This is a genomic window from Mesorhizobium sp. M0217 (genome assembly GCF_040321955.1).
Taxonomy (GTDB): domain Bacteria; phylum Pseudomonadota; class Alphaproteobacteria; order Rhizobiales; family Rhizobiaceae; genus Mesorhizobium.
Map to the genome: position 1 here is coordinate 146866 of NZ_JAMYSN010000006.1, position 25229 is coordinate 172094.

The 25229-nt window shown below is 63.5% G+C and carries 21 protein-coding genes; 9 read left to right on the forward strand and 12 right to left on the reverse strand.

Features of this window, described 5'->3' with window-relative positions; translation table 11 throughout:
• Positions 1 to 2: 2 nt before the first annotated feature.
• The 3 genes from NKJ18_RS13040 (at position 3) to nhaA (ending at position 3526) form a co-directional block, all read left to right on the forward strand.
• Positions 3 to 1328 carry an ActS/PrrB/RegB family redox-sensitive histidine kinase gene (locus NKJ18_RS13040; RefSeq protein WP_352518597.1) on the forward strand — a complete coding sequence of 442 codons (1326 nt, stop codon included), beginning with the start codon at positions 3 to 5 and terminating at the stop codon, positions 1326 to 1328.
• Positions 1329 to 1414: 86 nt separating this feature from the next.
• The gene (locus NKJ18_RS13045; RefSeq protein ID WP_352518568.1) at positions 1415 to 1978 is read left to right on the forward strand and encodes an ActR/PrrA/RegA family redox response regulator transcription factor; all 564 of its coding nucleotides are present in this window, start codon (positions 1415 to 1417) and stop codon (positions 1976 to 1978) included.
• Positions 1979 to 2338: 360 nt separating this feature from the next.
• The gene (nhaA, locus tag NKJ18_RS13050; protein WP_352758369.1) at positions 2339 to 3526 is read left to right on the forward strand and encodes a Na+/H+ antiporter NhaA; all 1188 of its coding nucleotides are present in this window, start codon (positions 2339 to 2341) and stop codon (positions 3524 to 3526) included.
• Between the two features lie 53 nt (positions 3527 to 3579).
• On the opposite strand, the gene NKJ18_RS13055 is transcribed toward nhaA, so the two are convergent.
• From NKJ18_RS13055 to cueR, 3 genes are all read right to left on the reverse strand, one after another.
• Complete coding sequence (locus tag NKJ18_RS13055; RefSeq protein ID WP_023806146.1) at positions 3580 to 4080, reverse strand: MmcB family DNA repair protein; 501 nt, start codon at positions 4078 to 4080, stop codon at positions 3580 to 3582.
• A 566-nt stretch (positions 4081 to 4646) separates the two neighbouring features.
• Complete coding sequence (locus NKJ18_RS13060; RefSeq protein ID WP_023685143.1) at positions 4647 to 4817, reverse strand: hypothetical protein; 171 nt, start codon at positions 4815 to 4817, stop codon at positions 4647 to 4649.
• 862 nt (positions 4818 to 5679) lie between these two features.
• The gene (gene cueR, locus NKJ18_RS13065; RefSeq protein WP_352758371.1) at positions 5680 to 6096 is read right to left on the reverse strand and encodes a Cu(I)-responsive transcriptional regulator; all 417 of its coding nucleotides are present in this window, start codon (positions 6094 to 6096) and stop codon (positions 5680 to 5682) included.
• A 238-nt stretch (positions 6097 to 6334) separates the two neighbouring features.
• Between cueR and NKJ18_RS13070 the strand changes: the two genes are divergently transcribed.
• Entirely contained in the window at positions 6335 to 6952 is a 618-nt protein-coding gene (locus NKJ18_RS13070; protein ID WP_023692663.1) for a L,D-transpeptidase, read from the forward strand.
• A gap of 182 nt (positions 6953 to 7134) precedes the next feature.
• Here the strand turns inward: NKJ18_RS13070 and NKJ18_RS13075 are convergent, their stop codons facing one another.
• The 6 genes from NKJ18_RS13075 to NKJ18_RS13100 all read right to left on the reverse strand — a co-directional run bounded on the left by NKJ18_RS13075 (position 7135) and on the right by NKJ18_RS13100 (position 15076).
• Complete coding sequence (locus tag NKJ18_RS13075; protein ID WP_023685140.1) at positions 7135 to 7704, reverse strand: NifU family protein; 570 nt, start codon at positions 7702 to 7704, stop codon at positions 7135 to 7137.
• Positions 7705 to 7905: 201 nt separating this feature from the next.
• A complete protein-coding gene (locus NKJ18_RS13080; RefSeq protein WP_023672856.1) occupies positions 7906 to 8397 on the reverse strand; it encodes a universal stress protein in 492 nt (163 codons plus the stop codon).
• A 101-nt stretch (positions 8398 to 8498) separates the two neighbouring features.
• Positions 8499 to 9566, reverse strand: coding sequence for a tryptophan--tRNA ligase (gene trpS, locus NKJ18_RS13085; protein WP_023725837.1), 1068 nt, complete (start codon positions 9564 to 9566; stop codon positions 8499 to 8501).
• A gap of 172 nt (positions 9567 to 9738) precedes the next feature.
• On the reverse strand, positions 9739 to 11346 hold the full coding sequence (gene murJ, locus NKJ18_RS13090) for a murein biosynthesis integral membrane protein MurJ (protein WP_023698942.1): 1608 nt from the start codon (positions 11344 to 11346) through the stop codon (positions 9739 to 9741).
• A 58-nt stretch (positions 11347 to 11404) separates the two neighbouring features.
• On the reverse strand, positions 11405 to 14200 hold the full coding sequence (locus tag NKJ18_RS13095) for a [protein-PII] uridylyltransferase (protein ID WP_023715570.1): 2796 nt from the start codon (positions 14198 to 14200) through the stop codon (positions 11405 to 11407).
• 33 nt (positions 14201 to 14233) lie between these two features.
• A complete protein-coding gene (locus NKJ18_RS13100) occupies positions 14234 to 15076 on the reverse strand; it encodes a glycosyltransferase family 25 protein (RefSeq protein ID WP_352496904.1) in 843 nt (280 codons plus the stop codon).
• Between the two features lie 176 nt (positions 15077 to 15252).
• On the opposite strand from NKJ18_RS13100, the gene NKJ18_RS13105 reads away from it, so the two are divergent.
• The 4 genes from NKJ18_RS13105 to NKJ18_RS13120 all read left to right on the forward strand — a co-directional run bounded on the left by NKJ18_RS13105 (position 15253) and on the right by NKJ18_RS13120 (position 19942).
• Entirely contained in the window at positions 15253 to 17766 is a 2514-nt protein-coding gene (locus NKJ18_RS13105; RefSeq protein WP_023834366.1) for a heavy metal translocating P-type ATPase, read from the forward strand.
• A gap of 43 nt (positions 17767 to 17809) precedes the next feature.
• Positions 17810 to 18193, forward strand: coding sequence for a CopM family metallochaperone (copM, locus tag NKJ18_RS13110; RefSeq protein ID WP_023685134.1), 384 nt, complete (start codon positions 17810 to 17812; stop codon positions 18191 to 18193).
• A gap of 92 nt (positions 18194 to 18285) precedes the next feature.
• Positions 18286 to 19131 (forward strand): aldo/keto reductase, encoded by an 846-nt coding sequence (locus NKJ18_RS13115; RefSeq protein ID WP_023698947.1) that lies wholly within the window; start codon positions 18286 to 18288, stop codon positions 19129 to 19131.
• Between the two features lie 52 nt (positions 19132 to 19183).
• Positions 19184 to 19942 (forward strand): MBL fold metallo-hydrolase, encoded by a 759-nt coding sequence (locus tag NKJ18_RS13120; RefSeq protein ID WP_023698948.1) that lies wholly within the window; start codon positions 19184 to 19186, stop codon positions 19940 to 19942.
• 4 nt (positions 19943 to 19946) lie between these two features.
• Here the strand turns inward: NKJ18_RS13120 and NKJ18_RS13125 are convergent, their stop codons facing one another.
• The 3 genes from NKJ18_RS13125 to mutS form a co-directional block, all read right to left on the reverse strand.
• Positions 19947 to 20501: a TetR/AcrR family transcriptional regulator gene (locus tag NKJ18_RS13125; protein WP_023834363.1), complete on the reverse strand. Its 555-nt coding sequence runs from the start codon at positions 20499 to 20501 to the stop codon at positions 19947 to 19949.
• Between the two features lie 66 nt (positions 20502 to 20567).
• Entirely contained in the window at positions 20568 to 21032 is a 465-nt protein-coding gene (locus NKJ18_RS13130; protein WP_023834362.1) for a nuclear transport factor 2 family protein, read from the reverse strand.
• Between the two features lie 73 nt (positions 21033 to 21105).
• Positions 21106 to 23835, reverse strand: coding sequence for a DNA mismatch repair protein MutS (mutS, locus tag NKJ18_RS13135; RefSeq protein WP_352758374.1), 2730 nt, complete (start codon positions 23833 to 23835; stop codon positions 21106 to 21108).
• Between the two features lie 164 nt (positions 23836 to 23999).
• Here mutS and NKJ18_RS13140 point away from each other — a divergent pair, with 164 nt between their 5' ends.
• Positions 24000 to 25181: a glycosyltransferase family protein gene (locus tag NKJ18_RS13140; protein ID WP_023725833.1), complete on the forward strand. Its 1182-nt coding sequence runs from the start codon at positions 24000 to 24002 to the stop codon at positions 25179 to 25181.
• The last annotated feature ends 48 nt before the right edge of the window (positions 25182 to 25229 follow it).

The following is a 25229-nucleotide window of genomic DNA, read 5'->3' on the forward strand; positions in this document are numbered from 1 at the left end:
CCATGATCAACATCGTGCACGCGCCAGACTTCCAGCAAAGCCAGCGGCTGCGCCTCAACACGCTGATCCGGCTGCGCTGGCTGGCCATCGTGGGCCAGAGCCTGGCGGTGCTGGTGATCGCCTATGGGCTCAAATTCCCGCTGCCGGTCAGCCTCTGCTTCGCGCTGGTCGCCTGCTCGGCCTGGCTCAACCTGGTGCTGACCTTCCGCTATCCGGCAGCGCACCGGCTGACCCCGTTCTCAGCCTTTTTCATCCTGACCTTCGACAGCCTGCAGCTTGCCGGCCTGCTCTATTTGACCGGCGGCCTCACCAACCCGTTCTCGGTGCTGATGACCGTGCCCGTCGTCATCTCGGCGGCGTCGCTGCCGCTCCGGCTGACTGCGGTGCTCGGCGCGCTGGTCATGGCGGCGGCCACGTTGCTGGTCTTCTTCCACCAGCCGCTGCCATGGTATGAGGGCGCGCCGCTGCCCATGCCATTCATCTATGTCGCCGGCATATGGATGGCGGTGTTTTCCTCGATCGCCTTCACCGCCATCTATGCCTTCCGCGTCGCCGAGGAAGCCCGCCTGCTCGCCAATGCGCTTGCCGCCACCGAACTGGTGTTGCAGCGCGAGCAGCATCTGTCGGCTCTGGATGGGCTTGCCGCCGCCGCCGCGCACGAACTCGGCACGCCGCTCGCCACCATCGCCCTTGTCTCCAAGGAGATGGAAAAGGCACTTGGCGACGACCCAAAATACGGTGAGGACGTCAAACTTCTGCGGTCGCAGAGCGAGCGCTGCCGCGAGATCCTGAAGCGGCTGACCAGCCTGTCCTCCGAGGGCGAGGCGCATCTGTCGCGTCTGCCGCTGACCTCGCTGGTCGAGGAGGTGACCGCGCCGCACCGCGATTTCGGCATCTCGATCAAGCTTCGGCCGGGCGAGCGCGTCGGCCCCGAACCGGTGGGACGACGCAACCCCGGGGTCATCTACGGCCTCGGCAATCTTGTCGAGAACGCCGTCGACTTCGCCCGCAACAGTGTGACGGTGCGATGGAGCTGGGACGAACTCGACGTCACCTTCTCGATCATCGATGACGGGCCGGGCTTTCCCCCCGAAATCATCGATCGCATCGGCGAGCCCTATATGTCGACACGCCAGGGCAACGAGGCCGGCGGTGGCCTGGGTCTCGGGCTGTTCATCGCCAAGACCTTGCTCGAACGCTCCGGCGCCACGCTCGATTTCCGCAATTCGAGCGGACTGGGCGAGGGCGCCATCGTGCAGATATCGTGGCCCCGCACCGTCTTCCTCAACCCGGAATCGGTGGGGATCTCGATGTTCGACACCGCGTAAAAGCCTTGGCGGAGGCGGCAAAATTGGACAATGGCGTTCAGGAACTATATCTGCGTAAAATTAAGGCAGCAGGATTTTTTAAGATAATGACTGGCGAAGAAGCAATTGGCGCAATGGTCGAAGGCGAGGACACCTCGCTGCTCATCGTTGACGACGACAAGCCGTTCCTGACGCGGCTGGCCCGCGCCATGGAAACCAGGGGTTTCGTGGTCGACACGGCCGAGAGCGTCGAGGAGGCAGTGGCCAAGGCGCGCGCCCACCCGCCGGCCTATGCGGTGGTCGACATGCGGCTTGGCGACGGCAACGGCCTCGACGTCGTCGCCGCCATCCGCGAGAAGCGCGACGATGCCCGCACCGTCATCCTCACCGGCTACGGCAACATCGCCACCGCGGTGACCGCGGTGAAGCTCGGCGCCATCGACTATCTGTCGAAGCCGGCTGACGCCGACGACGTGTTTGCAGCGCTCACCCGCACCGCCGGCGAGCGCGCCGCCCCCCCGGAAAATCCGATGTCGGCCGACCGCGTGCGCTGGGAACACATCCAGCGCGTCTACGAAATGTGCGACCGCAACGTGTCGGAAACCGCGCGCCGGCTCAACATGCATCGCCGCACGCTGCAGCGCATACTCGCCAAGCGCGCACCACGCTGAGGTTCACGCGCCGGCGGCGCCGGCCGCCAATTGCCGAACCTCAGCGCTGCCCCTCACCTGCCTGCCGGCATCCTCTCCCCGTATAGAGACGGGGGAGAGGGGCGCTCTCATCGCCGGTTTCGCCAATCGCCGGCGTTGCAGGAGACGACGGCGAGGCTGAAGCTGCTGTCCAGCCGATAGATGGGTAACACTTTGAACCGGATACATAGGTGACACTTCTCTCCCCCTATGGGTCCGCCGCAGCGCCACGCGGATTGGTTGGGGCCGCGCCAACGCTGGAAACAGTTGCGCTTGCCGTGCCATCGACCTTTGCCCATCATCGGCAATAACGCCGCCGGAAAACCCGGCAACGGAGCACAGATGCGCGACAAGCAGCCGAAATCCATCCTTCGCGAATTCCTCGACGGCGAGGCGGCGGGCGGCATCATCCTGATGGTTGCGGCAGCCCTTGCGCTGATCGTCGCCAATTCACCATTGGCCGGAACCTATTTCGCCGCTCTCCACACCTATCTCGGCCCGCTCAGCGTGTCGCACTGGATCAATGATGGGCTGATGGCGGTGTTCTTCCTGCTGGTCGGCCTCGAGATCAAGCGCGAGATGCTCGACGGTCAGCTCTCGACCTGGCCGCGCCGCGTGTTGCCGGGCGTCGCCGCCGCCGGCGGCATGCTGGTTCCCGCGCTGGTCTATGTCGCCATCAACCGCAACAACGCCGCCGCGCTCTCCGGCTGGGCGATCCCGACCGCCACCGACATCGCCTTTGCGCTCGGCGTACTGTCGCTGCTCGGCAACCGCGTGCCGGCGTCGCTCAAGATCTTTCTCACCGCGCTCGCCATCATCGACGATCTCGGCGCCGTCATCATCATCGCCATCTTCTACACAAGCGGCTTGTCGCTCGCCTATCTCGGCGCCGCCTTCGCCGTCATCGCGGTGCTCATCGTGCTCAACCGTATGCGGGTGACGAGGCTGACGCCCTACCTAGTGCTCGGCGCCGTGCTGTGGGTGCTGGTTCTGAAATCGGGCGTGCATGCCACGCTGGCCGGCGTCGCGCTGGCGCTGACCATCCCGCTCCAGGTGTCTCCCGGCAGCGGCCACGATCTCGACCATTCGCCGCTGCACCGGTTGGAGCACGGCCTGCACAAGATCGTGCCGTTCTTCGTCATCCCGATTTTCGGCTTTGCCAATGCCGGCGTGTCGCTGGCTGGCCTCAGCGCCTCTGCCCTGGTCGAGCCGCTGACGCTCGGCGTTGCCGCCGGCCTGGTGCTGGGCAAACTGGCCGGCGTCTTCGGCTCCTCGGCGCTGGCGATCCGGCTCGGCTTCGCCGACCTGCCGGTCAATGCCGGCTGGCTGCACATGATCGGCATTTCGCTGCTCTGCGGCATCGGCTTCACCATGAGCCTGTTCATCGGCCTGCTCGCCTTCGCCAACGACATGGCGCTGCAGGACGCCGTCAAGGTCGGCATCCTGGCGGGGTCCTTCGTTGCAGCGCTGCTGGGTGCCGCCGTGCTCCTGATGGCGCCGGCGGCAGGGGTGGAGGAGGTGGTGGAGTAGGTGTTCTTGGGTTCCTCGCCCCCGCAAAGCGGGGCGAGGAACTTGAGCTTCGTCTACTCGCTCTCTCCCGCCAGCGCCGGCACCGCCACACCCGCCAGTTCCGCCGCCAGCAGCCGCGCCGCACCCGCCCGTGCGATGCGCAGCATCAGCGCCTTGCGCGTTGCCGCCGCCATCCGGTGCTCGGGCGCATCGCGCAAAATCTCGGCGCCGTAGCCGTCGGAGAGGATGAAGCCGCATTCCTCCGGAAAAATATCCGAGGGCACGCCGGGATGCGTGGCGAAGAAGAAGCGGTCGGAGTGCAGCCGGTAATCAGGCCATTTGCGGTCGACGCGAAAATCCTCGATCGAGGATTTGATCTCGATGATCCAGATGTCGCCCTGCCTGGTCAGCGCCACAAGGTCGGCGCGCCGCCCGGTGGCCAGCGACAGTTCGGGCAGCACATGCATGCCCATTTGCATCAACAGCCGCTGCACGCCACGCCGCACCAGCATGGCGCGTTCCGACTGGCGGCCATCGATCAGGGGATTGAGGAGAATCGGCGAAATGATCGGCATGGCACCCACCATGCCAGATTTTGTTCACGGTTTGAACCTATGCTTGGGCAAAATCCCGATTGACAAATTCGGCCAGATAGGAATATAATCCTGCTACGATTGATGATCCGAGAGGCATGTCACGTCATGGGCCAGGCGCTACGGGAAGTACTGCGGACAATACTGCGTTGGATCGAATCTCTGATCGGTGTCATCTCCGCGTTTGTGAGAAGCGGGATGGCCGAAAAGGTCCTGAAGTCTCGGATGAGCGAGGTCCGGCCGCTTATGTCACTGCCCGAAGCGGCCTTGCCTTCGCCCGGCCTAAGCCCGCCATATCATCAAAAATCGAGGCAGTCAGGGCCTGTTATCGCCGCGGCAAGCGTGGGCCAGTTCTGCAGAGGGCCCATGTCCCGCAACAGCCGTTGCACGCCACGCCGCACCAGCATAGCGCGTTCCCGACTGGCGGCTATCAGGGCGGATGCATACGAAACCTTGTAAATGACCAAGCCATATACGAAACGACGACTCGTAAGCGTTAGGCGGAATTTGGTTCCGAAATTGGTAACTTCCCTACGGCTGGGTAGCTCCTAGAGCCATTTGATGGCTCCCAGGATCAGCACGACAATAACTGCCATCACTAATTCCAGACCAGGCCTGACCTGCGCACGAAGTTGCGGTGAAAACCGGCATGCCAGCAGGACGCCAAGCCCACCACCGAGCGGCGTTAGAACCTTGTCGATAAACTCAACGGCATTCATGTCTTGACCCCCAAACCCAAGCGCGAGACTAGCAGAGCCAAGGTCGTGAGCAAATGGGTTTGTCAACCATACAATCACCTTTCGCAGGGCGACTATATACTTTACAACGCGCCCTGCGGATTGATCCCCGCTATGCTTGAGATAAGCTACCGGGAGGCAAAGCATATGAAGCGTAGAACCGCACTCACCGCTCGTATCGTTGGGCACGATAGGCCTAATCTTGCTGGGGATTGGCCTTCTTGCTAGCGCGGGAATCGTAGCTGAGAAGGGTACTTGGCCGCATATTGTAGGTGGCTTCACTGCGGTATTGATGATGCCGATAGCTTTTGTGGCGTTTCTGTCCTGTATGTTTTCAGTTCTGACCACCCTTCTTTTTGCGGCTCTGCGGCGAGAGAAGCTGATCCCCTATCTCAGAGCGTGGCCATTCAAGTTTTTGCTCTGGAAGGAAGTCAGAGAAGAGTTTGAACCTACCTCAAGCTAGGTCTGCTTCTTACTCGTTCGGTCTGAAGGTGGCGGTCGCTTTCGGATTTTGACCCCAGCATATGCGCGCCTCATCAGACGATTATTCGGTTGCCAAACCTGGGTGACGGCTTGGTCCGAGCGTCTTCCGCGATCGCACCATATTCGTCTGGGTGCAGTCTGGTATTGATCCACAGCGGCCCTATGTCGTGCCGATCGACTTCCGTTCTTAGCTATAAATCGGCCGGACTAAAGTCTTACGTCGTGAGCGCGAAGGTCTGATGTAACCGCTTTGGTTCCGTTCTTGTCCATTGGACGTTCCGTAATTTTAGCCAAATGAGATATAGACCTTTGGAGGTTTTTCTTGCGCGTCCGGCGCCCAGTCTATCCCGGCGCCCGTGCTTCAAACCGTGGCCCGCCTGTCTGCGGCCTGCGCAGCCCCCGCAATGTCATCCAAAATCGGGCAATCCGGCCGGTCGTCACCATGGCAGGCCTGGATCAGCGTCTGCAAGGTCGTGCGCATCGACTGCAGCTCGCGCACTTTTTCCTCGATGGCGCTGACATGGGCGGCGGCGATCTCGCGCACATCGTGGCTGGCGCGGCTGCGATCCCGGTAGAGCGCCATCAGCTGGCGGCAATCTTCGATTGAAAAGCCGAGGTTGCGGGCGCGGCGCAGGAAGGCCAGCCGATGGATGTCGTCGCTGGAATAATCGCGGTAGCCATTGCCGGCGCGCGCCGGCGCGATCAGGCCGATCTCTTCATAGTAGCGGATGGTCTTGGCCGGCAGGCCGGACCGCGCCGCGGCAGCGCCTACATTCATTGTGATTCCTCGATGTGGTTCCCTGTTTCTAGGCTATCCGACAGGGCCGCCCATTGTTTTTCCTTCACAATCCCGTGAGTCCTGTTGCCGAAATGCCATAGTTGACGGCTTACCGGCACGTAAGCTCCTGCATATAGGCATCGCGCGCTTGGCAAGCAAAGCAAATGCCAGCATGAATGATTTCAGGAAAAGCGGCCGTAACGTGTCGCGACATCTTGGCGGGGCATCGGACCATTTCATGCGCATGAAGTCATTTGCAATCGTCGCCGCACTTGCGTTGTCGGCCGCGATCTCGGGTTGCAGCACGATCGGCTCGCAACTGTTCACCAACAACTACGGTTCGGTGAACGATGCAGGCTACCAACTGCCGCGCATCCCGATCGAGAGGGTGCCGCTGAAGTACCACCGGCAAGAGGTGAACTACGACACCTCGGAAAAGCCGGGCACCATCGTCGTCGATACCCAGAACAAGTTTCTCTACTTCGTCGAAGGCGACGGCCGGGCGATCCGCTACGGCATCGGCGTCGGCCGCGAAGGCTTTGAATGGCACGGCACCGCCCATATCGCGCTGAAGCGCGAATGGCCGACCTGGACGCCGCCGCGGCAGATGATCCAGCGCCAGCCGGAGCTAGCGAAGTTCGCGAGCGGCATGGAGCCGGGCTTGAAGAACCCGCTCGGCGCGCGCGCCATGTATCTGTTCAACAAGGGCGGCGACATGGGCTACCGCCTGCACGGCAGTCCGGAATGGAATTCGATCGGCAAAGCGATGTCGTCAGGCTGCATCCGGCTGATGAACCAGGACATCATCGACCTCTACGACCGCACTTCGGTCGGTGCCAAGGTCATCGTGATGTAGGACCTTGATCCGGAACCGAGGTCCACGAAAGCGAAAAGTGGAACCGGTTTTCGGGAAGATCAAGGTCAAGATAGGCGTTACCCTTCGTACGCGGACCGTCTAGGCAACAACGGACGTCCAAAACAGAAAACCGGGCAATCTGGCCCGGTTTTTTGTTGCTCGCTCGAATGCGTGAAGGGGTCTTAGGAGACCTGCTCGACCTGCTGTACTTCCGGCACGAAGTGGCGGAGCAGGTTCTGGATGCCGTGCTTCAGCGTCGCCGTCGAGGACGGGCAGCCGGCGCAGGCGCCCTTCATGTGCAGGAACACGGTGCCGTTCTCGAAGCCGCGGAAGGTGATGTCGCCGCCATCCTGGGCAACCGCCGGGCGCACCCTGGTGTCGAGCAATTCCTTGATGGTGATGACCAGTTGCTCATCGGCCTTGTCGTAGAATTCGCCGGTCTGGCTGGTCTCGGCAGCGGGGCCGGCGTTGACCATGACGGGCGCGCCCGACATGAAATGCTCCATGATGGCGCCCAGGATCGCCGGCTTCAGGTGCTGCCAGTCCGGGCCGTCCTTGGTCACGGTGATGAAGTCATAGCCGAAGAAGACGCCGGTCACGCCGGGGATCTCGAACAGGCGGCCGGCCAGCGGCGAGGCGCTGGCTGCACTGTCGGCGTCGCGGAAATCGGCGGTGCCTTCGACAAGCACTTCCTTGCCGGGCAGGAACTTCAGCGTTGCCGGGTTCGGCGTCGATTCGGTCTGGATGAACATGGCCGTCTCCGTGCCCCAGTCGGGCAGCTAGTTTGGAATAGTTCTAAATAGGCTCAATCTGCTGGACATTCAAGCGAAACGCATCGCTCAAAATGGCTGGCTGGCGGAATGTTTTTACTGGCTGGGGATGAATCCCGCGCGGGCTATAAATCCAGGATCGTGATGTTATCCGAACCGCTTCACACTTTCCGGCATCACTCTCTATGCGAGGCTGTCGATCTCCTCGTCGGAAAGGTTCTGCGGCACCACTGTGACGGGAATAGGGAAGGCGGCGCCCTTGCCGGCAACAGCCCCGACCAGCGGCCCGGGTCCTTCCTTGCCGGCACCTGCCGCCAGCACCAGGATGGCGATGTCCTGGTCTTCCTCGATCAGCTTGTGGATCTCCTCGGTCGGCTTGCCTTCGCGCACCACCATCTCGGGCTCGATGCCGAGCTTCTGGCGCACCTTGTTGGCGTAGCCGTCGAGTGCCGCGCGCGCCGTGGCGTTGGCTTCCTCGCGCATGATCTTCTCGACGCCCAGCCAGTGCTGAAAGTCGTCCGGTGTGATGATGTAGAGCAGCACCAGCGTGCCGCTGGTGCTCTGCGCCCGCTTGGAGGCGTACGCGACGGCGCGCTCGCACTCCGGCGTGTCGTCGATGATCGTCAGGAATTTCCTGCGATGGCCGGCTTCGCGACTGAGGCGTTTGGAGACCATGTCTATCTACTCGATGTTTTCGGCCGCAATCTGCCACCGCGACAGACCGGCGGCAAGCCGCCGGCCTTGGGCCAGAATGGTGCGGTGCACTGACGGTAGGATCAGCCCTGCAACAGGCCTATAATGTCGCGTACCGTCTTCATCGTGGTCTCAGCCAGCGCGCCGGCGCGTTCGCCGCCGTCTCTCAGCACCGCGTCGACATGGGCGCGGTCGCCTTCGATGCGGCGCATCTCGCCGGCGATCGGCGCCAGTTTTTCCACGGCAAGGTCGGCAAGCGCCGGCTTGAACACGGAAAACTGCTGGCCGCCGAACTCCTTCAGCACGTCCGCCTTCGACATCTCGGCCAGCCCGGCATAGATGCCGACCAGGTTTTCCGCTTCCGGGCGGCTTTCCAGGCCGTCGACTTCGCTTGGCAACGCTTCCGGGTCGGTCTTGGCCTTGCGGATCTTCTTCGAGATGGTGTCGGCATCGTCGGTCAAATTGATACGCGACAGGTCGGACGGGTCCGACTTCGACATTTTCTTCGAACCGTCGCGCAGGCTCATGATGCGCGCCGCCGGCCCGCCGATCACCGGTTCGGTTATCGGGAAGAACCCGTTTACCGTCTCCTCGCCGACCTGCATCTCGACGCCGACGCCAAGGCTGGCGATGCGGCTCGAAAAGTCATTGTTGAACTTTTGCGCGATGTCGCGGGTCAGCTCCAGATGTTGCTTTTGATCCTCGCCCACCGGCACATGGGTGGCGCGGTAGAGCAGGATGTCGGCCGCCATCAGTGAGGGATAGGCTAGCAGGCCCAGCGAGGCATTTTCGCGGTCCTTGCCGGCCTTGTCCTTGAACTGCGTCATCTTGTTCATCCAGCCGATGCGCGCCACGCAGTTGAAGATCCAGGCAAGCTCGGCATGCTGCATCACCCGCGACTGGTTGAAGACGATGTGCTTCTTCGGGTCGATGCCGGAGGCAAGGAAGGCCGCGGTGATCGAGCGGGTCTGGTCGGCGAGGTCGTCATGGACGAGCTGTGCCGTCAGCGAATGCAGGTCGACGACGCAATAGATGCAGTCTGACGTGTCCTGCAGGGCGACGAATTTCTTGATGGCGCCGAGATAGTTGCCGAGATGCAGATTGCCGGTCGGCTGTACCCCGGAAAAGACGAGCTGTTTGAAGGCGGTCATGATGTCCTCATGGCTTGTGGAGGGCCGTATAAGCGTGATTCCGAAAAGTTGCAGACTTTTCGGAGCCAATCACGCGGCTGGAAACCACGCGCGGCGAAAGTCTTGCGACGGCGCGCTTATGGACGAAGGGGCGGAGAGGATCAAGACCGGTGTTGCTGTTAGCTCGCCCGGACTATTCGTCCAGATCGGCGTTTGGCGCTGGCGCCGCTGCCTTGCCCGAGCCGCGTTTCACATTGCGCCGGATCATGCCGAAATCGGCGCCGCCGGTGGCAAAGGCCGTGATGAAGTAGAGCAGAGCGCCGCCGGCTACCAGCGCCAGCAGCGTCGTTGCCTTGATCACCAGTGGCGAGCCGGGGCCGAGCCTGACGGCCAGCCAGTGCTCGGCGAAATAGAGCGCCACCGCCATCACCGCAGCCGACAGCACCAGGCGCGGAATGCGCTTCAGCAATGGCACGTCGCGGCCCCAATGGCCACGTCGGATCAGCACCGCAAGCAGCATCACCGCGTTGACCCAGCCGGCGACGGCCGAGGCCACCGCAATGCCGGGCGCGCCCATTTTCGGGAACAGCGTCAGCGCGGTGATCACGTTCACGCCGACCGAGATGGCGGCGAACATCATCGGCGTGCGCGTGTCCTCGCGGGCGAAATAGCCGGGAGTGAAGGCCTTGATCAGCACGAAGGCCGGCAGGCCGAGGCCGAAAATCGCCAGGATCGCGGCCACGGTCGGCGTCGAGCCGTTGGCGGCGAAGGCGCCGCGCTCATAGACCAGCCGCACGATCGGCTCCGCCATTACCCAAAGGGCCGCCGCCGCCGGCAAGGTCATGAACAGGGTGAACTCGACCGAGCGGTTCTGCAGATTGGCTGCCTCGACCAGATTGCCCGATTTCAGCGCCCGCGACAGCTCCGGCAACAGCACGATGGCCACCGCGACGCCGACGACGCCGAGCGGCAGCTGGTAGATGCGGTCGGCGTAAGCAAGCGACGACACGGCGCTGTCCTGCGCCGACGCGATCGCCGTGCCGATCAGCTGGTTGATCTGGGTGATGCCGCCGGTGATCGCCGCCGGCAGCGCCAGGATCAGCAGGCGCTTGACGTTGGGCGTCATCTTCGGCCGGCGAAAACCGATGGCGATGCCGGCATTGCGCACAGCCACCCAGACAATGGCGAGCTGTACCAGCCCCGCCGCCAGCACGCCCCAGGACAGGCTGAAACCAACCTCACGGGCATCCATGCCGTGGTACCAGGCGTAGCCGAGCACGCTAATCAGGATGATGTTGAGGAATGCGGGCGCCACGGCAGCCGCGAAATAGCGGCGCAGCGAATTCAGCATGCCGGCCATCATGGCTGCGAGCGACATGCAGATGAGATACGGGAACATGATCGTCGCCAGCAGGACGGTCGTCTCGAATTTGCCCGGCGTGTCGGCAAAGCCCGGCGCCACGAGATAGCGCACGATCAGCGGCATCGCCAATTCCATGACGATGGTCAGCGCCAGAAGTGCGGTGAACAGGACGCCGAACACTTCCTCCGAAAAGCGCTTGGCGCCGTCGGTGCCGTGAGTCTCGATCTCCTTGGCAAACAGCGGCACGAAAGCGGCGTTGAAGGCGCCTTCGGCAAACAGCCGGCGAAACGTGTTGGGAAACTGAAAGGCGGCGTTGAAGGCGTCCGCCACCGGCCCGGTGCCGAGTGCGGCCGCCATCAGCATTTCGCGGCCAAAGCCAAGGGCGCGGCTCATCAGCGTGCCGGACGCAACCGTGGCGAATTTCTTGACGAGGCTCATGCGCGGGGAGATTGCCTGGATGATTGGGACGAAGGGGGTGATTGGGACAAAGTGATGGTCACTCGGCCGCCGCCTTGGCCTTGCCGCCGCGCTCTGGGACAACGCCTTCAAGCGCCGCGATCAGCCTGGCGTGGATGGTGGCGGTGCGTGCCGGGTTGTCGATCTTCTGCCCCGTAAGGTCGGTGACATAGAAAGTGTCGATCACCTTCTCGCCGAAGGTGGTGATGTGAGCCGAGGCGATGTCGAGCGAGAGATCGGACAACGCACTGGTGATTTCCGACAACAGCCCAGGCCGGTCCAGTCCCTCGACCTCGATCACCGAAAACCGGTTCGACAGCGTGTTGCGGATTTCGGCGCGCGGCGGAATCTTGAACACCTTGGCGCCGCGCCGCGGCCGGGTGCGCTTCTCGATCATCTCCGGCAGCCAGCTCTTGCCCGACAGCACGTCCTCGATCAGCCGGCCGACGCGCTCGGCGCGACGGCGCTCATCCTCATCGCGGTCGAATTCCCGTGAGATCAGGATGATGTCCAGCGCGCGGCCGTCGGACGTGGTGAAGATCTGCGCGTCGACGATGTTGCCGCCGGCGCCGGCACAGGCGCCGGCAATAACCGAAAGCAGGCGCGGATGGTCCTGCGCCAGCACGGTGATCTCGGTCACCGCCTCGAATTGGTGAGTCCTGACCACGGTGGCGAGCTTCTTGCCTGCCGCGTCGGCTTCGCGAATGAATTCGGCATGGCGCAGCTGATCGGGGAGGTCGACCGTCAGCAGATAGTTCTCGTAATGCAGGCCGACATAGCGCTTGCGGGCCTTGTCCGGCCAATCGGCCAGCGCCTCGGCCAGCCGCTCGCGCGCCGCCGCCGTCCGCTTGGCGCGCGACACTTCCGAGAAGCCGCCGGTCAAAAGCAGTTCGGTCTCGTAGTAGAGCGTGCGCAGGAGCTGGCCCTTCCAGCCGTTCCACACGCCCGGCCCGACACCCCTGATGTCGCAGACGGTCAGGATCAACAGCATTTTTAGCCGCTCGACCGATTGCACGATCGAGGCGAAATCCTCGATCGTCTTGCGGTCGTTGAGGTCGCGCGTCTGCGCCGTCATCGACATCACCAGATGGTTCTCGACCAGCCAGGCGACTGTCTCGGTGTCGGCCGCCGACAGCCCCATATGCGGGCAGATGCGGCGCGCGATCCGGGCGCCGGCCTCTGAGTGATCCTCCGGCCGGCCCTTGGCGATGTCGTGCAGCAGCACCGCGACATAGAGCGCCTCGCGGCTCTTCTCTAGCCCCGGCATCAGCGTGTGCGAGAGCGGATGCACCTTTTCGCCGTCGCCGCGCTCGATCTCGGCCAAGACGCCGATGCAGCGGATCAGGTGCTCGTCCACCGTATAGTGGTGGTACATGGAGAACTGCATCATGGCGACTATTCTGCCGAAATCGGGGATCAGCCTGCCGAGCAGGCCGGCCTCGTTCATGCGCCGCAAATTAAGCTCGGCATTGCGGTCCGAGGTCAGGATGTCGAGGAACAGCCGGTTGGCCTCCTCGTCGCGCCGCAGCGACTTGTTGACCAGACCGAGCGAGCGGGTGAGCAGCTTCAGCGCATCGGGATGGAACTCCAGCCCGTGCTTGTCGGCGAACCAGAACAGCCTGAGCAGATTGACCGGGTCGCGCTCGAACACGCTGTCGTCGGCGACGTTGATGCGGTGATTGTCGACAATGAAGTCCGACGTGCCTGCCAGCTTGCGCTTGCGGCGCTGGAAGGTGAGGAAGATGCGGTTGAAGCCGGGCACATGCTTGGCCTGCTCTTCCTCGAGCGCGGCGCAGAAGATGCGGGTGAGGTCGCCGACATCCTTGGCGACGAGGAAGTAATGCTTCATGAAGCGCTCGACCGCCGACAGACCGGGATGGGTGGTGTAGCCCAGCCGTTCGGCGATCTCGCGCTGGATATCGAAATGCAGCCGTTCCTCTGGCTTGCCGGTGAGGAAATGCATGTGGCAGCGCACCGCCCACAGGAAGTCTTCGGCCTTCTGGAATTCGCGGTACTCGGCCTCGGTGAAGACACCTTTCTCGACCAATTCCTCGCCGGTGCGCACGCGATAAAAATACTTGGCGATCCAGAACAGCGTCTGCAAATCGCGCAGGCCGCCCTTGCCGTCCTTGACGTTGGGCTCGACCAGATAGCGGCTTTCGCCGGCCTTGGCATGGCGATCGTCGCGTTCGGCGAGCTTGGCCTGCACATATTCCGGTCCGGTGGTGCGCACCACTTCATGGTCGAAGCGAGCGAGCAATTCGTCGAAGAGCTTCTGTTCGCCCCACAGGAACCGCGCTTCCAGGATCGTGGTGCGGATGGTGATATCGCTGCGCGACAGCCTGAGACACTCGTCGATGTTGCGGGTGGCGTGGCCAACCTTCAACCCGAGGTCCCACAGCATATAGAGCATATATTCGACGATCTGTTCGCCCCACGGCGTCTGCTTGTAGGGCAGCAGGAACAACAGGTCGATGTCGGAGCCCGGCGCCAGCGTGCCGCGGCCATAGCCGCCGACGGCGACGACCGCCATGCGCTCTGCGGTCGAGGGGCTTTTCACCCGGTAGACGTGGGTCGCGGCGAACTCGTAGAGGGCGCGGATGATCTCGTCCATCAGATGCGACAGCCGGGCGGCGCAGGCCGTGCCGCTGCCATCGTCCATCAGCATGCGCTCGGCAACCTTGCGGCCCTCGGTCAGCCGATCCTTCAGCAGCCGGAGCGCACCGACGCGCGCGCCGGGCTCGATGCCGCTGGCCGCCGAGATCAGCGCCGTCATGTCGCGGCGCAAAGCCTCGCTGTCGATCAGCGCGTCGAGCTTGAGGGAGATTTTTGCCATGGATTGCCGGTGGGCCTCGCCTTTGCGCGGCGTCTATAGCGCGTTTTCACGGCGCTGTGTATGGGGCGGACGGACGCGTCGGCCGCGATACCAGAAAGGGATGATCATCTCGCGCCGGAGCCGGAAGAGATCGGCGATCTGCCACGTCAACCGCCTGGTCTCGATCCTTACCTTGGCGGTGATTGGCCTGGGGCGCCGTTTACCTATCCCGCTTGCCACCCATTCCTCTGTTCGCTCCTGCTTGAGCAGGCTTGGCAATCTCACCGGACTGTCGCCGAGGAATTGTGCCTGCAGGCACAATGCCGGGACGAGTTGGTAAATGACCTTGTCGGACGAGGTCGCAAAACGCGGATTGAAGATGAGGTGATCGACGGGAATGCTGATCTCATTCGTTGCCGCAAGAAGGTCCCGCGCGGCCTGTCTGGACAGGATGTATCCCGCCGTACCGATATGGAGCCCGTGCAGTCTGCTCGCAAAAAAACCGTGGCCGCAGGCAACTTGCTTGCGTGAAATTACGGTCCGGTTGAAGAACGTTTCCAACTTGACGATGTCCGCATCGGCGGGAATCCAGCCCGCATCGGCAAGCAAAGCGCCGGCTTTGTCCGGGAAAACGACATCGTCCTCGAAAATCGCCGCGTAAGCATCCTCACCTGCAGCGATCGTCGACCAACACTGTTGGTGGCTGAGCAGGCAGGCAATCTCGGCGTCGGCCAGGCGCAAATGCTTCTTGCCCTGCGGCATTTCGGCCAGATCCGGCCGATCTCGCGCATCGATGGCGGCGACCCGCTCGAAGGCGATGCCGATGCGCGCGAACTCCGCCGTTACATGGGCGAGGCGATCGCGGGACCGATCGAGATTGATAATCAGGCATTTCATTTGGGTGGGATCGATGCAGTGGGACGCGCGTCCATAGCATGGGAACAAAGTTGCGTAAGCGATTTTCCCTCGATGTGCGCGATGACGGCCACGATCGAAAAGTGGAAATCGCCCCTTGACCTTCCAGTTACTGGAAGCACTACCTCCTCACCCAGACAGATATAAGGCACTTTTCGATGGCGCATTCCGAGCATCACCACCACGCGCACGCGGCCGATGGCAACTGCTGTACGGCAAAGGCTGCTGAGCCGGCCGCCGAAGCAGTGGTGCGCGATCCGGTCTGCGGCATGAGCGTCGATCCGGCAGCCGGTAAGCCGACGGCCGAGCATGGCGGCCGTCTCTTTCACTTCTGCAGCGAGGGTTGCCGTACGAAATTCGTCGCCGGGCCCGAAAAATACCTGACCGCCACCGACCCCGTCTGTGGCATGAGTGTCGACCGCGCTACCGCCAGGCATTTCTTCCGCCACGAAGGCCAGGGTTTCTATTTCTGCTCGGCCGGCTGCCGGGCGAAGTTCGAGGCCGAGCCGCAAAACTATCTCGGCGACAGGCCGACGCCGTCGCCAGTGCGGAAAGGCACGCAATACACCTGCCCGATGCATCCCGAAGTGATAAGAGACAAGCCCGGCTCCTGCCCGATCTGCGGCATGGCGCTTGAGCCGATGGGCGTTCCCACTGGCGATGAGGGCCCGAACCCCGAACTGGTAGACTTCACCAGACGGTTCTGGGTCAGCGCGGTGCTGTCCCTGCCGCTGCTGATCGTTGCCATGGCGCCGATGCTCGGCCTGACGTTCCAGGCGTTTGTCGACGGGCGAACGATGGTCTGGCTGGAATTGGCGCTGGCCAGCCCCGTCGTGCTGTGGGCGGCCTTCCCGTTCTTCCACCGAGGCTGGGAGTCGCTGGTCAACCGCAGCCCCAATATGTGGACGCTGATTTCGCTCGGTGTCGGCGCTGCCTATCTCTACAGCGTGGCGGCCACTCTGTTCCCGGACATTTTTCCACACCAGTTCCGCGGTCATGGCGGCACAGTGCCGGTCTATTTCGAGGCAGCCGCCGTCATCGTCGCGCTGGTATTCCTCGGTCAGGTGCTCGAATTGCGGGCGCGCGAAAAGACCGGCTCGGCCATCCGTGCGCTGCTCGACCTGGCGCCGAAGACGGCACGGCTGATCGGGGAGGACGGCTCCGACACCGACGTGCCGCTCGTTGCGGTCAAGACCGGCGACCACCTGCGCCTCCGTCCGGGCGACGCCGTGCCGGTCGACGGCACTGTAACGGAAGGCCGTTCCTCCATCGACGAATCGATGATCTCGGGCGAGCCGCTGCCGGTCGAAAAAACGAAAGGCGATGCCTTGACCGGCGGCACGCTCAACAAGAACGGTTCGCTGATCATGCGCGCCGAAAAGGTCGGCTCCGAAACGACGCTTTCGCGCATCGTCGAGCTGGTCGCAAAGGCGCAGCGTTCGCGCGCGCCGATTCAAGGTTTAGCCGATCGCGTCTCCTTCTACTTCGTGCCGGCCGTCGTGCTGGTCGCGCTCGCGGCCTTTGCCGCCTGGGCGATCTTCGGTCCCGAACCCAGCTTGATCTTTGCCATCGTCTCGGCGGTCTCGGTGCTGATCATCGCCTGCCCTTGCGCGCTCGGCCTGGCGACGCCGATGTCGATCATGACCGCCACCGGGCGCGGGGCGCACGCGGGCGTGCTGATCAAGGACGCGGCCGCGCTCGAGCGCTTCGCTTCGGTCGACACGTTGATCGTCGACAAGACCGGCACCTTGACCGAAGGCAAGCCTCGCTTGACCGATGTCGTCGCTGCCGACGGCCTGTCCGAGAATGAGTTGCTGGCGCTCGCCGCCGGGCTGGAAAAAGGCTCGGAGCATCCGCTGGCCGAGGCCATTGTCGGCGGCGCCGGCGAACGCGGGCTGACGCTCATCGAGGCCAGCGGCTTCGACGCCGTCACCGGCAAGGGCGTATCCGGCACGGTGTCTGGCAGGAAGGTTTCTCTCGGCAACGCCGCCATGATGGCCGACGTGGGCATGGACACCGCTTCCCTTTCGGCGAAAGCTGAGGCGCTGCAGGCCGAGGGCAAGACGGCGATGTTCGTTGCGGTGGACAAAAGACTGGCCGGCATTGTCGCGGTCGCCGATCCGGTCAAGGCAACGACAGCCGAGGCGATCAGGGCGCTGCACGACAGAGGGTTGCGGATCATCATGGCGACCGGCGACAATGAGCGCACGGCGCGCGCCATCGCCAAAAGCCTTGGTATCGACGAGGTGCGCGCCGGCCTGCTGCCGGAACAAAAGGCAGCCCTTGTCGAGGAGTTGCGTGCGAAAGGTGCCGGCGTCGCCATGGCCGGCGACGGCGTCAACGATGCGCCGGCCCTGGCCAGCGCCGATGTCGGCATCGCCATGGGCACCGGCGCCGATGTCGCTGTCGAGAGCGCCGGCATTACGCTGGTCAAGGGCGATCTCAACGGCATCGTCAGGGCGCGAACGCTCGCCCAGGGGACGATCCGCAACATCCGCCAGAATCTGTTTTTCGCCTTCCTCTACAATGTGCTTGGCGTGCCGGTTGCTGCCGGCGTGCTCTATCCGCTCACCGGCACGCTTTTGTCGCCGATGCTGGCGGCGGCGGCCATGAGCCTGTCTTCGGTTTCGGTCGTCGCCAACGCATTGCGGCTGCGGACGTTGAAACTCTGAGCAAAGCCCCCAGATACGAATTTCAATCAACAGGAGATCACGGATGACCTTGGCTAAGAAAATCGTGCTTTTGATGATGGCGGCGGGAATGCTGCTTGCCGTTTTCCTCGAAAGCGTCCCGGCGCAATCCGAAGAGATGAAACACGACATGGGCGCTATGGGCGCGCAAGGTCCTTCGACCGACGGCTACAAGGCGGCGATGGACAAGATGCACACCGACATGATGATCGAATATTCCGGCAATGCCGATGTCGATTTCGTGCGCGGCATGATCCCGCATCATCGGGGCGCGATCGACATGGCCAAGGTGGAACTCGCCAATGGCAAGGATCCCGAAATCCGCAAGCTGGCCGAAGATGTCATCGCCGCGCAGGAAGCCGAGATCGCCAAGATGCAGGCCTGGCTCGCCGCCCATCCGGCGAAGTAAGGCAGCAACGGCCATGCCGGAGAGATCCATTCTGGATTTCTCTCCGTGGTTGTGATGCCATTCACATCGATTACACGGCGCCAGGAGCCCACATGCCATCGACGATAAGAGCCACCACGCTGCCTTCGGGCGAGGCCGTCCAGGTGCTGGGACAGGGCACATGGAAGATGGGCGAGGATTCCCGCCGCCGCGCCGGGGAGGTCAATGCCCTGAAGCTCGGGCTGGACCTCGGCATGACGTTGATCGACACCGCTGAAATGTATGCCAGCGGCGGCGCCGAGGAGGTGGTGGCGGAAGCCATTGCCGGGCGCCGCGACGAACTCTTTCTTGTCTCCAAGGTATTGCCGTCCAATGCCTCGCGCGCCGGCGTGGCGCGGGCCTGCGAAAACAGCTTGAAGCGCCTGCGCACCGACCGCATCGATCTCTATCTCCTGCATTGGCCGGGCAGTGTGCCTCTAGGCGAAACGGTCGACGCTTTCGAGGCGTTGAAGAAGGCCGGCAAGATCCGTCACTGGGGCGTCAGCAATTTCGACACCGACGAAATGGAGGAGCTGACCGGCCTGTCGTCTGGAGATCATGTCCAGACCAACCAGGTACTCTACAATCTGTCGCGGCGCGGCCCCGAATTCGATCTCGCACCGTGGAGCCGGCAGCGCGGCATCCCGCTGATGGCCTATTCGCCGGTCGAGCAGGGCGCGCTGGCGCGTAATCCCCGGCTGGAAACCGTTGCCGCCCGCCACAACGCAACGCCGGCACAGATCGCCTTGGCCTGGGTGATGGCGCAGCCCGGTGTCATCGCCATCCCGAAGGCGAGTAGCCAGGAGCATGTCCGCCAGAATTTTGCCGCGCTCGACATCGAGCTGACGGCCGAAGACCTCGCCGAACTCGACCGCGCCTTTCCACCGCCGACGCGCAAGCGCGGGCTGGAGATGATCTAGATTGGAACGGGTTTCGACCGGGTATCATCATACGGCGTATAGAGTCGGAGCCATGACGGTCACGTCGCTGCGCGACGGTTACGTCGACATGCCAATCAGGCGGCTGCGCCAGCCCGGAGACCGGACATTCGGTGACAACCTGCCCTCGCATGTACCGCTCGTCGACGGTGCGCTCAGGCTGTCGGTCAACGCCTTCGCCATCGATGACGGCGACGACATCACGCTGATCGACACAGGGGCTTCGAACGCCTGGCACCCGACAATGGGGCACCTGCCCGAGGCGCTGCGCGAGGCGAAGATCGCCACCGACCGGATTCGGACTGTTGCTTTCACCCACACCCATCTCGACCATATACACGGGCTCATCCTTGCCGATGGTGGCGACGGCTTCCCGCAGCTCTCTCGCCTGCTTGTCCCGCGCGCTGAGCTCGGCATGTTTCGCGACGTGGCGAGGCTGGAACGCTTCCACGATCGCGCCCAGCCTCTCGATGCTGGACAGCGCGTCAGCGCTGACATCGATACGATCGGCTCCGCTGGCCATGAAGCCGGCCACACTTGCTTTCGCGTTGTGAGCGCAGGCGAAACACTGTTGATCTGGGGCGACATCGTACATGTGCCGTCGCTTCAATTCGATCGACCCGAGATCACGTGGGAATTCGACGCAGACCAGCAGCAGGCGAGGGCAAGCCGGTTGCAAATGCTGGCGCTTGCGGCCAACAACGACTGCTACGTCGCCGGCGCGCATCTTGATTCGCCCGGCGTCGGCCGGGTTTTTCGAACCGAGACGGCTTTCCGCTTCGAGCCCTTGTAGCACTCTAGCCGAGCGCCGCCCGCGCCCGTCGCAACGCGCGCGAAAACACTGCGGTGTCGTCGAAGGCGCGTGCCAGCGTGAGCGCGCCCTGGATGGCGCCGACCGCTTCTTCGGCGAGTTCGTCCGCCCTGTCAGCGCTGTGCCCGCTTCGGGTCAGCGCTTCGGCAAGATGCGCCACCCAGCGGCCGAAATAGCTTTTGATCGCAATGGCGAAGAGGTCGCGGGATTCGTCCAGCGCGAAGGCGCCGATGAGGCACACCCGGCGTCCCGAGCGGAAATAGCTGTCGGCCGCTTCGAACATCCGATCGATGCCCGTGCGAGGGTAGGCCCTGTCCTGCAACGGCACGAAGACATTCTCCTCGAACCAGCCATCTATATGGGCAATGACAGCCGCCGCCATCTCTTCCTTGCCGCCGGGGAAGAAGTGGTAAAGGCTGCCTTTGCCTAGGCCGGTCGCCGCACCGATCCGCGCCAGGCTCGCCCCTTCATAGCCGTGTTCGCGGAAAACCTCGCCGATGATGGAGAGCAAATCGGCGCGATCGGGCGCGATCCTGCGCATGCGCTAGTTTTTCCGCTTGAGCATGATCTTTGCCGAAAACCGCGACACAGTTCTAGGGATCACACTCTAAAGTCCGAGTTCGGTCAGGCCGGGATGGTCGTCAGGCCGGCGGCCGAGCGGCCAGTGATATTTGCGCTCACCCTCAGCGATCGGCAGGTCGTTGATGCTGGCGACGCGCCTACGCATCAGTCCATCCGCGTCAAATTCCCAATTCTCATTGCCGTAGGAGCGGAACCAGTGGCCACTGTTGTCGCGCCATTCATAGGCAAAGCGCACCGCGATGCGGTTGTCGTTCCAGGTCCAGACCTCCTTGATCAGCCGGTAGTCCAGCTCGCGCGCCCATTTGCGCGTGAGGAAGGAGACGATCTCATTTCTGCCCGAGACGAACTCGGCGCGGTTGCGCCAGGTGCTGTCTTGCGTATAGGCGAGCGAAACCCGTTCGGGATCGCGGCTGTTCCAGGCGTCTTCGGCCATGCGCGCCTTCTGCGCGGCGGTCTCGGCGGTGAAGGGCGGCAGCGGCGGACGGCTCATGTCACTCTCCCATCGGCAAAGGCGATGGCGAGCATTGTACCAAACGGTACAATTGGTCAAGGCTGAAATCGGACTAGGTTTTCCCCGCCAGCCCCTTCAGCCGGTAGAGCGCTTCCAGCGCCTCGCGCGGCGTCATCTCGTCTGGATTGATCTCACCCAGCGCTGCGCCCAATGCGTCGCTCTTCGCAGGCTTTGCCGCTTCCCGCTTCATTGCCACCGAAAACAGCGGCAGATCGTCGACCAGCCGGTTGGCCTTGCCGGAGACATCGCCTTCCTCGAGCTGATGCAGCACCTCTTTGGCCCGGCCGACCACCGCTTCCGGCAGACCGGCAAGGCGAGCGACCTGAACGCCATAGGAGCGATCGGCGGCACCCTTGCCGACCTCGTGCAGGAAGACCACGTCGCCTTCCCACTCCTTAACCCGCATCGTGACATTGTGCAGTCGCGGCAGCTTGCCGGAGAGTGCCGTCATTTCGTGGAAATGAGTGGCGAAGATCGCCCGGCAGCGGTTCTTCTCGTGCAGATACTCGACTGCCGCCCAGGCGATCGACAGGCCATCGAACGTGGCGGTGCCGCGACCGATCTCGTCCAGGATCACCAGCGCCCGTTCGCCGGCCTGGTTGAGGATCGCCGCCGTCTCTACCATCTCGACCATGAAGGTCGAACGGCCGCGCGCCAGATCGTCCGAGGCGCCGACCCGCGAGAACAGCCGGTCGACAACGCCGATATGGGCCGACGTCGCCGGCACGAAGGAACCGGTTTGGGCGAGGATGGCGATCAGTGCGTTTTGCCGCAGGAAGGTCGACTTACCGCCCATATTCGGACCGGTGAGCAGCCAGATCGCGCCGGCCTTGGCCCCGTCTTGCGGCGACAGATCGCAATCATTGGCGACGAACGGCCCTTCGCCCGAGCGCCGCAGCGCCTGTTCCACCACCGGATGGCGTCCGCCCGAGATATCGAAGGCGAGGCTGGAATCGACCAGCGGCCGACACCAGGCTTCACTCTCCGACAACAGCGCGAGCGCCGCCGACACGTCAAGTACGGCAAGCGCATCGGCGCCGGTGCGAATTTTTTGCGCCTCGGCGACCGCCTCTGTCGTCAGCGTGTCGAAAGCGGCAAGCTCGATGCTCAGCGCCCGGTCGGCGGCATTGGCGATTTTGGTCTCGAGTTCGGCAAGTTCGGTCGTGGTGAAACGCATGGCGTTGGCCATGGTCTGGCGGTGGATGAAGCGCGCCTTGGCGCCGTCGCTTCCGGTCATGATTGAATGGTGGTTGGCCGTCACCTCGATGTAATAGCCCAGCACATTGTTGTGCCGGATTTTCAGCGAGCGGATGCCGGTCTCCTCGATCAGCGAGCGCTCCAGTCCGGCGATCACCTTGCGCGATTCGTCGCGCAGCGCCCGCATTTCGTCGAGCTCGGCATGGTAGCCGCCGCGCACGAAGCCGCCGTCGCGCCTGAGCAGCGGCAGTTCCTCGCCAAGAGCCTGGGCCAGATGCTTGGCCAGCGCACGCGGCAGCGCCTTTATCGCGGCAAGTGCCGCTGTCAGCTCCGCGGGCAGGACGGCCGTTCCGAACAGTTCGGCAATGGTGGCCGCCGCTTCGAAGCCGGCACGCAGCGCGCCGAGATCGCGCGGGCCGCCGCGGTTGAGCGCCAGCCGCGACAGCGCCCGCGGCATGTCGGCGACGCTCTTCAGGCCTGACCGCACCGCCTGGCAAAGCTGCGTCTCCGCACGGAAGAACGACACAGAATCGAGCCTGGCGCCGATCGCCGCCGGGTCAGTCAGCGGCGCCATCAGCCGGTCGGCGAGCAGCCTGGCGCCGCCGCCGGTGACCGTGCGGTCTATAGCCTTGAACAGCGAGCCGTCGCGGCTGCCCGACAGCGTGCGCAACAGTTCCAGATTGCCGCGTGTCGCAGGATCGATGAACAGCGTCGAGCCCTGCTCCTCGCGTTCGGGACGCGACAAAGGCGGCCGCTCGGCCTTCTGCGTCTTTTCGACATAGGCGATGGCGCCCGAGATCGCCGACAATTCGGCGCGCGAGAAGGCGCCGAAACTGTCCGGCGTCGCCACTTCGAAGAAACGCGCGATCCGCCCCGCTGCCGAAGCCGAATCGAAAAGCGACGGCGGCTGCGGGCTGGCAACGCGGCCAATGACGTCGAACACCGGCTTCAACTCGGGATCGTAAAACACCGGCTCGGCGACGATCAGCTCGCGCGGGTCGACGCGGAAGACATCGGCCAGCAGGCGGTCGGTCGTGGTTTCGGCGACGCGGAAGACGCCGGTCGAGATCTCGATCCAGGCCAGGGCGAAGGCGTCACCGCTGTTGCCGCCCTTCACCCGCCCTAGCGCCATCAGGAAGCTCGATTCCGACGGCGCCAGCAATTTGTCCTCGGTGATGGTGCCGGGCGTCACCAGGCGCACCACGTCACGGCGTACGACCGATTTGCCGCCGCGCTTCCTGGCTTCCGCCGGGTCCTCGATCTGCTCGCAGACGGCAACGCGAAAACCTTGGCCGATCAGCTTTTGCAGATAGTCGTCGGCCGCATGCACCGGCACGCCGCACATCGGAATGTCGTTACCCTGGTGCTTGCCGCGCTTGGTCAGGACGATGCCCAGCGCCTTGCTCGCCTTTTCGGCGTCGTCGAAGAACAGCTCGTAAAAATCGCCCATGCGGTAGAACAGCAGAGAATCCGGGTTCGCCGCCTTGATCTCGATAAACTGCTCCATCATCGGCGTGACGCTGCCGACGGGCGCAGACGGTGTCACCTCTGGGGCGTCGGTTTCTGCTGAAGTGTGCATGTTCATGCCCGCACGCTAGCAGATGTGGGTGCGGGGTTTAATGCAGGCGGCTCGAAAAGCAGGGGACGACCGGCCTCGACGGCGGCTTGTGCTCCCTCTATGCCGGGTGAAGCCGTTGGTTGCATCGGGCGACAACCAGACCCTATGATCGCCATGGCGGGATAGGCGGCATGGATCAGGACAAGCAGGAAGGGTTCGAGGAACTGGTCGGTCCAGCTGGATCGACCGGTACGCGCCTGTTGCTTTTGGCGGCGCGGCGCGTGCATCGGACCAAAAGCAAGCTGCGCGGGTCGGTGCGCAAACGCGTTCCCTTCCTCCTGCCGAAACACGGACCGCTGTCCGATCTCGATGGTGGGATCGAGATGTCGCTGCATGTGCTCAGCCGCGACCCGCTGGTGCTCTATGTTCCCATTGGCGGAGCACGTCCGCTCTATCCGCTGGCGGCCCTTGGCCGGCGCCTGGCGGGACGGCGCGTCACCTTCCTGACGATGCAGACCTGGACCATGGAGCGGCCGGCTGTCATCGCCCGGATGGGCCGCGATCTCGCCTGGTATGCCGGCCGGTTTCCGCTGCACGAAATCATCTTCCTGTGCAACACCGAGGAAGAGCGCCGTCTCATCGCAGCTGCGGGCGGCAATGCCATCTTCTCCAATCACAATCTGATGGTGTCGGAGGATATATTCCGGCCGCTGCCGGACGTGCCGGTCGAATTCGACGCGGTCTACAATGGCCGCATCTCGCCGATCAAACGCCATCACCTGGCCTTCGACATAGAGCGGCTGGCCCACATCACCTATTCGATCGGCGAATTGCCGCCGGTTGCCGCCCGCGCCTTTGTTCGGCGACTGCAGGCGCGTTCGCCGCTCCACCAGATCGCCAATCCGCTCGTCGACGGCTGGCCGGGCAAGCTGACGGCGCAACAGGTCAACCGCGTCTACAACCAGGCCGCCGTCGGGCTGTGCCTGTCGGCCCTGGAAGGAGCGATGTACTCCTCGATGGAATATCTGATGGCCGGCCTGCCGATCGTCAGTACGCCGAGCCTTGGCGGTCGCGACGTCTATTTCGATCCGGATTATTGCATCGTCGCCGATCCGGAACCGGCTGCCATTCGCCGCGCGGTCGAGACGCTGCGAGATCGTGCCATACCGCGTCAGCACATCCGCCGCCGCACGCTGGAGAAGGTTCACGCCCAGCGCATCGAACTCATGGCGTTCCTGACTGCATTGCTGCGGCGCAAGGGAAGTCGTGCGCCACCCATCGAGACGTGGCCTTTCCCCGGCACAGACGGCATGATGCGACGGGGAACGGTGCGCGAAATCGCTGCTTTCGTCAGCGAGCCAGAGCCGACGTGACGTCATCCGACCCTCGGGAGATTTCGCTGCGGGCGTGAAGATCGCTTG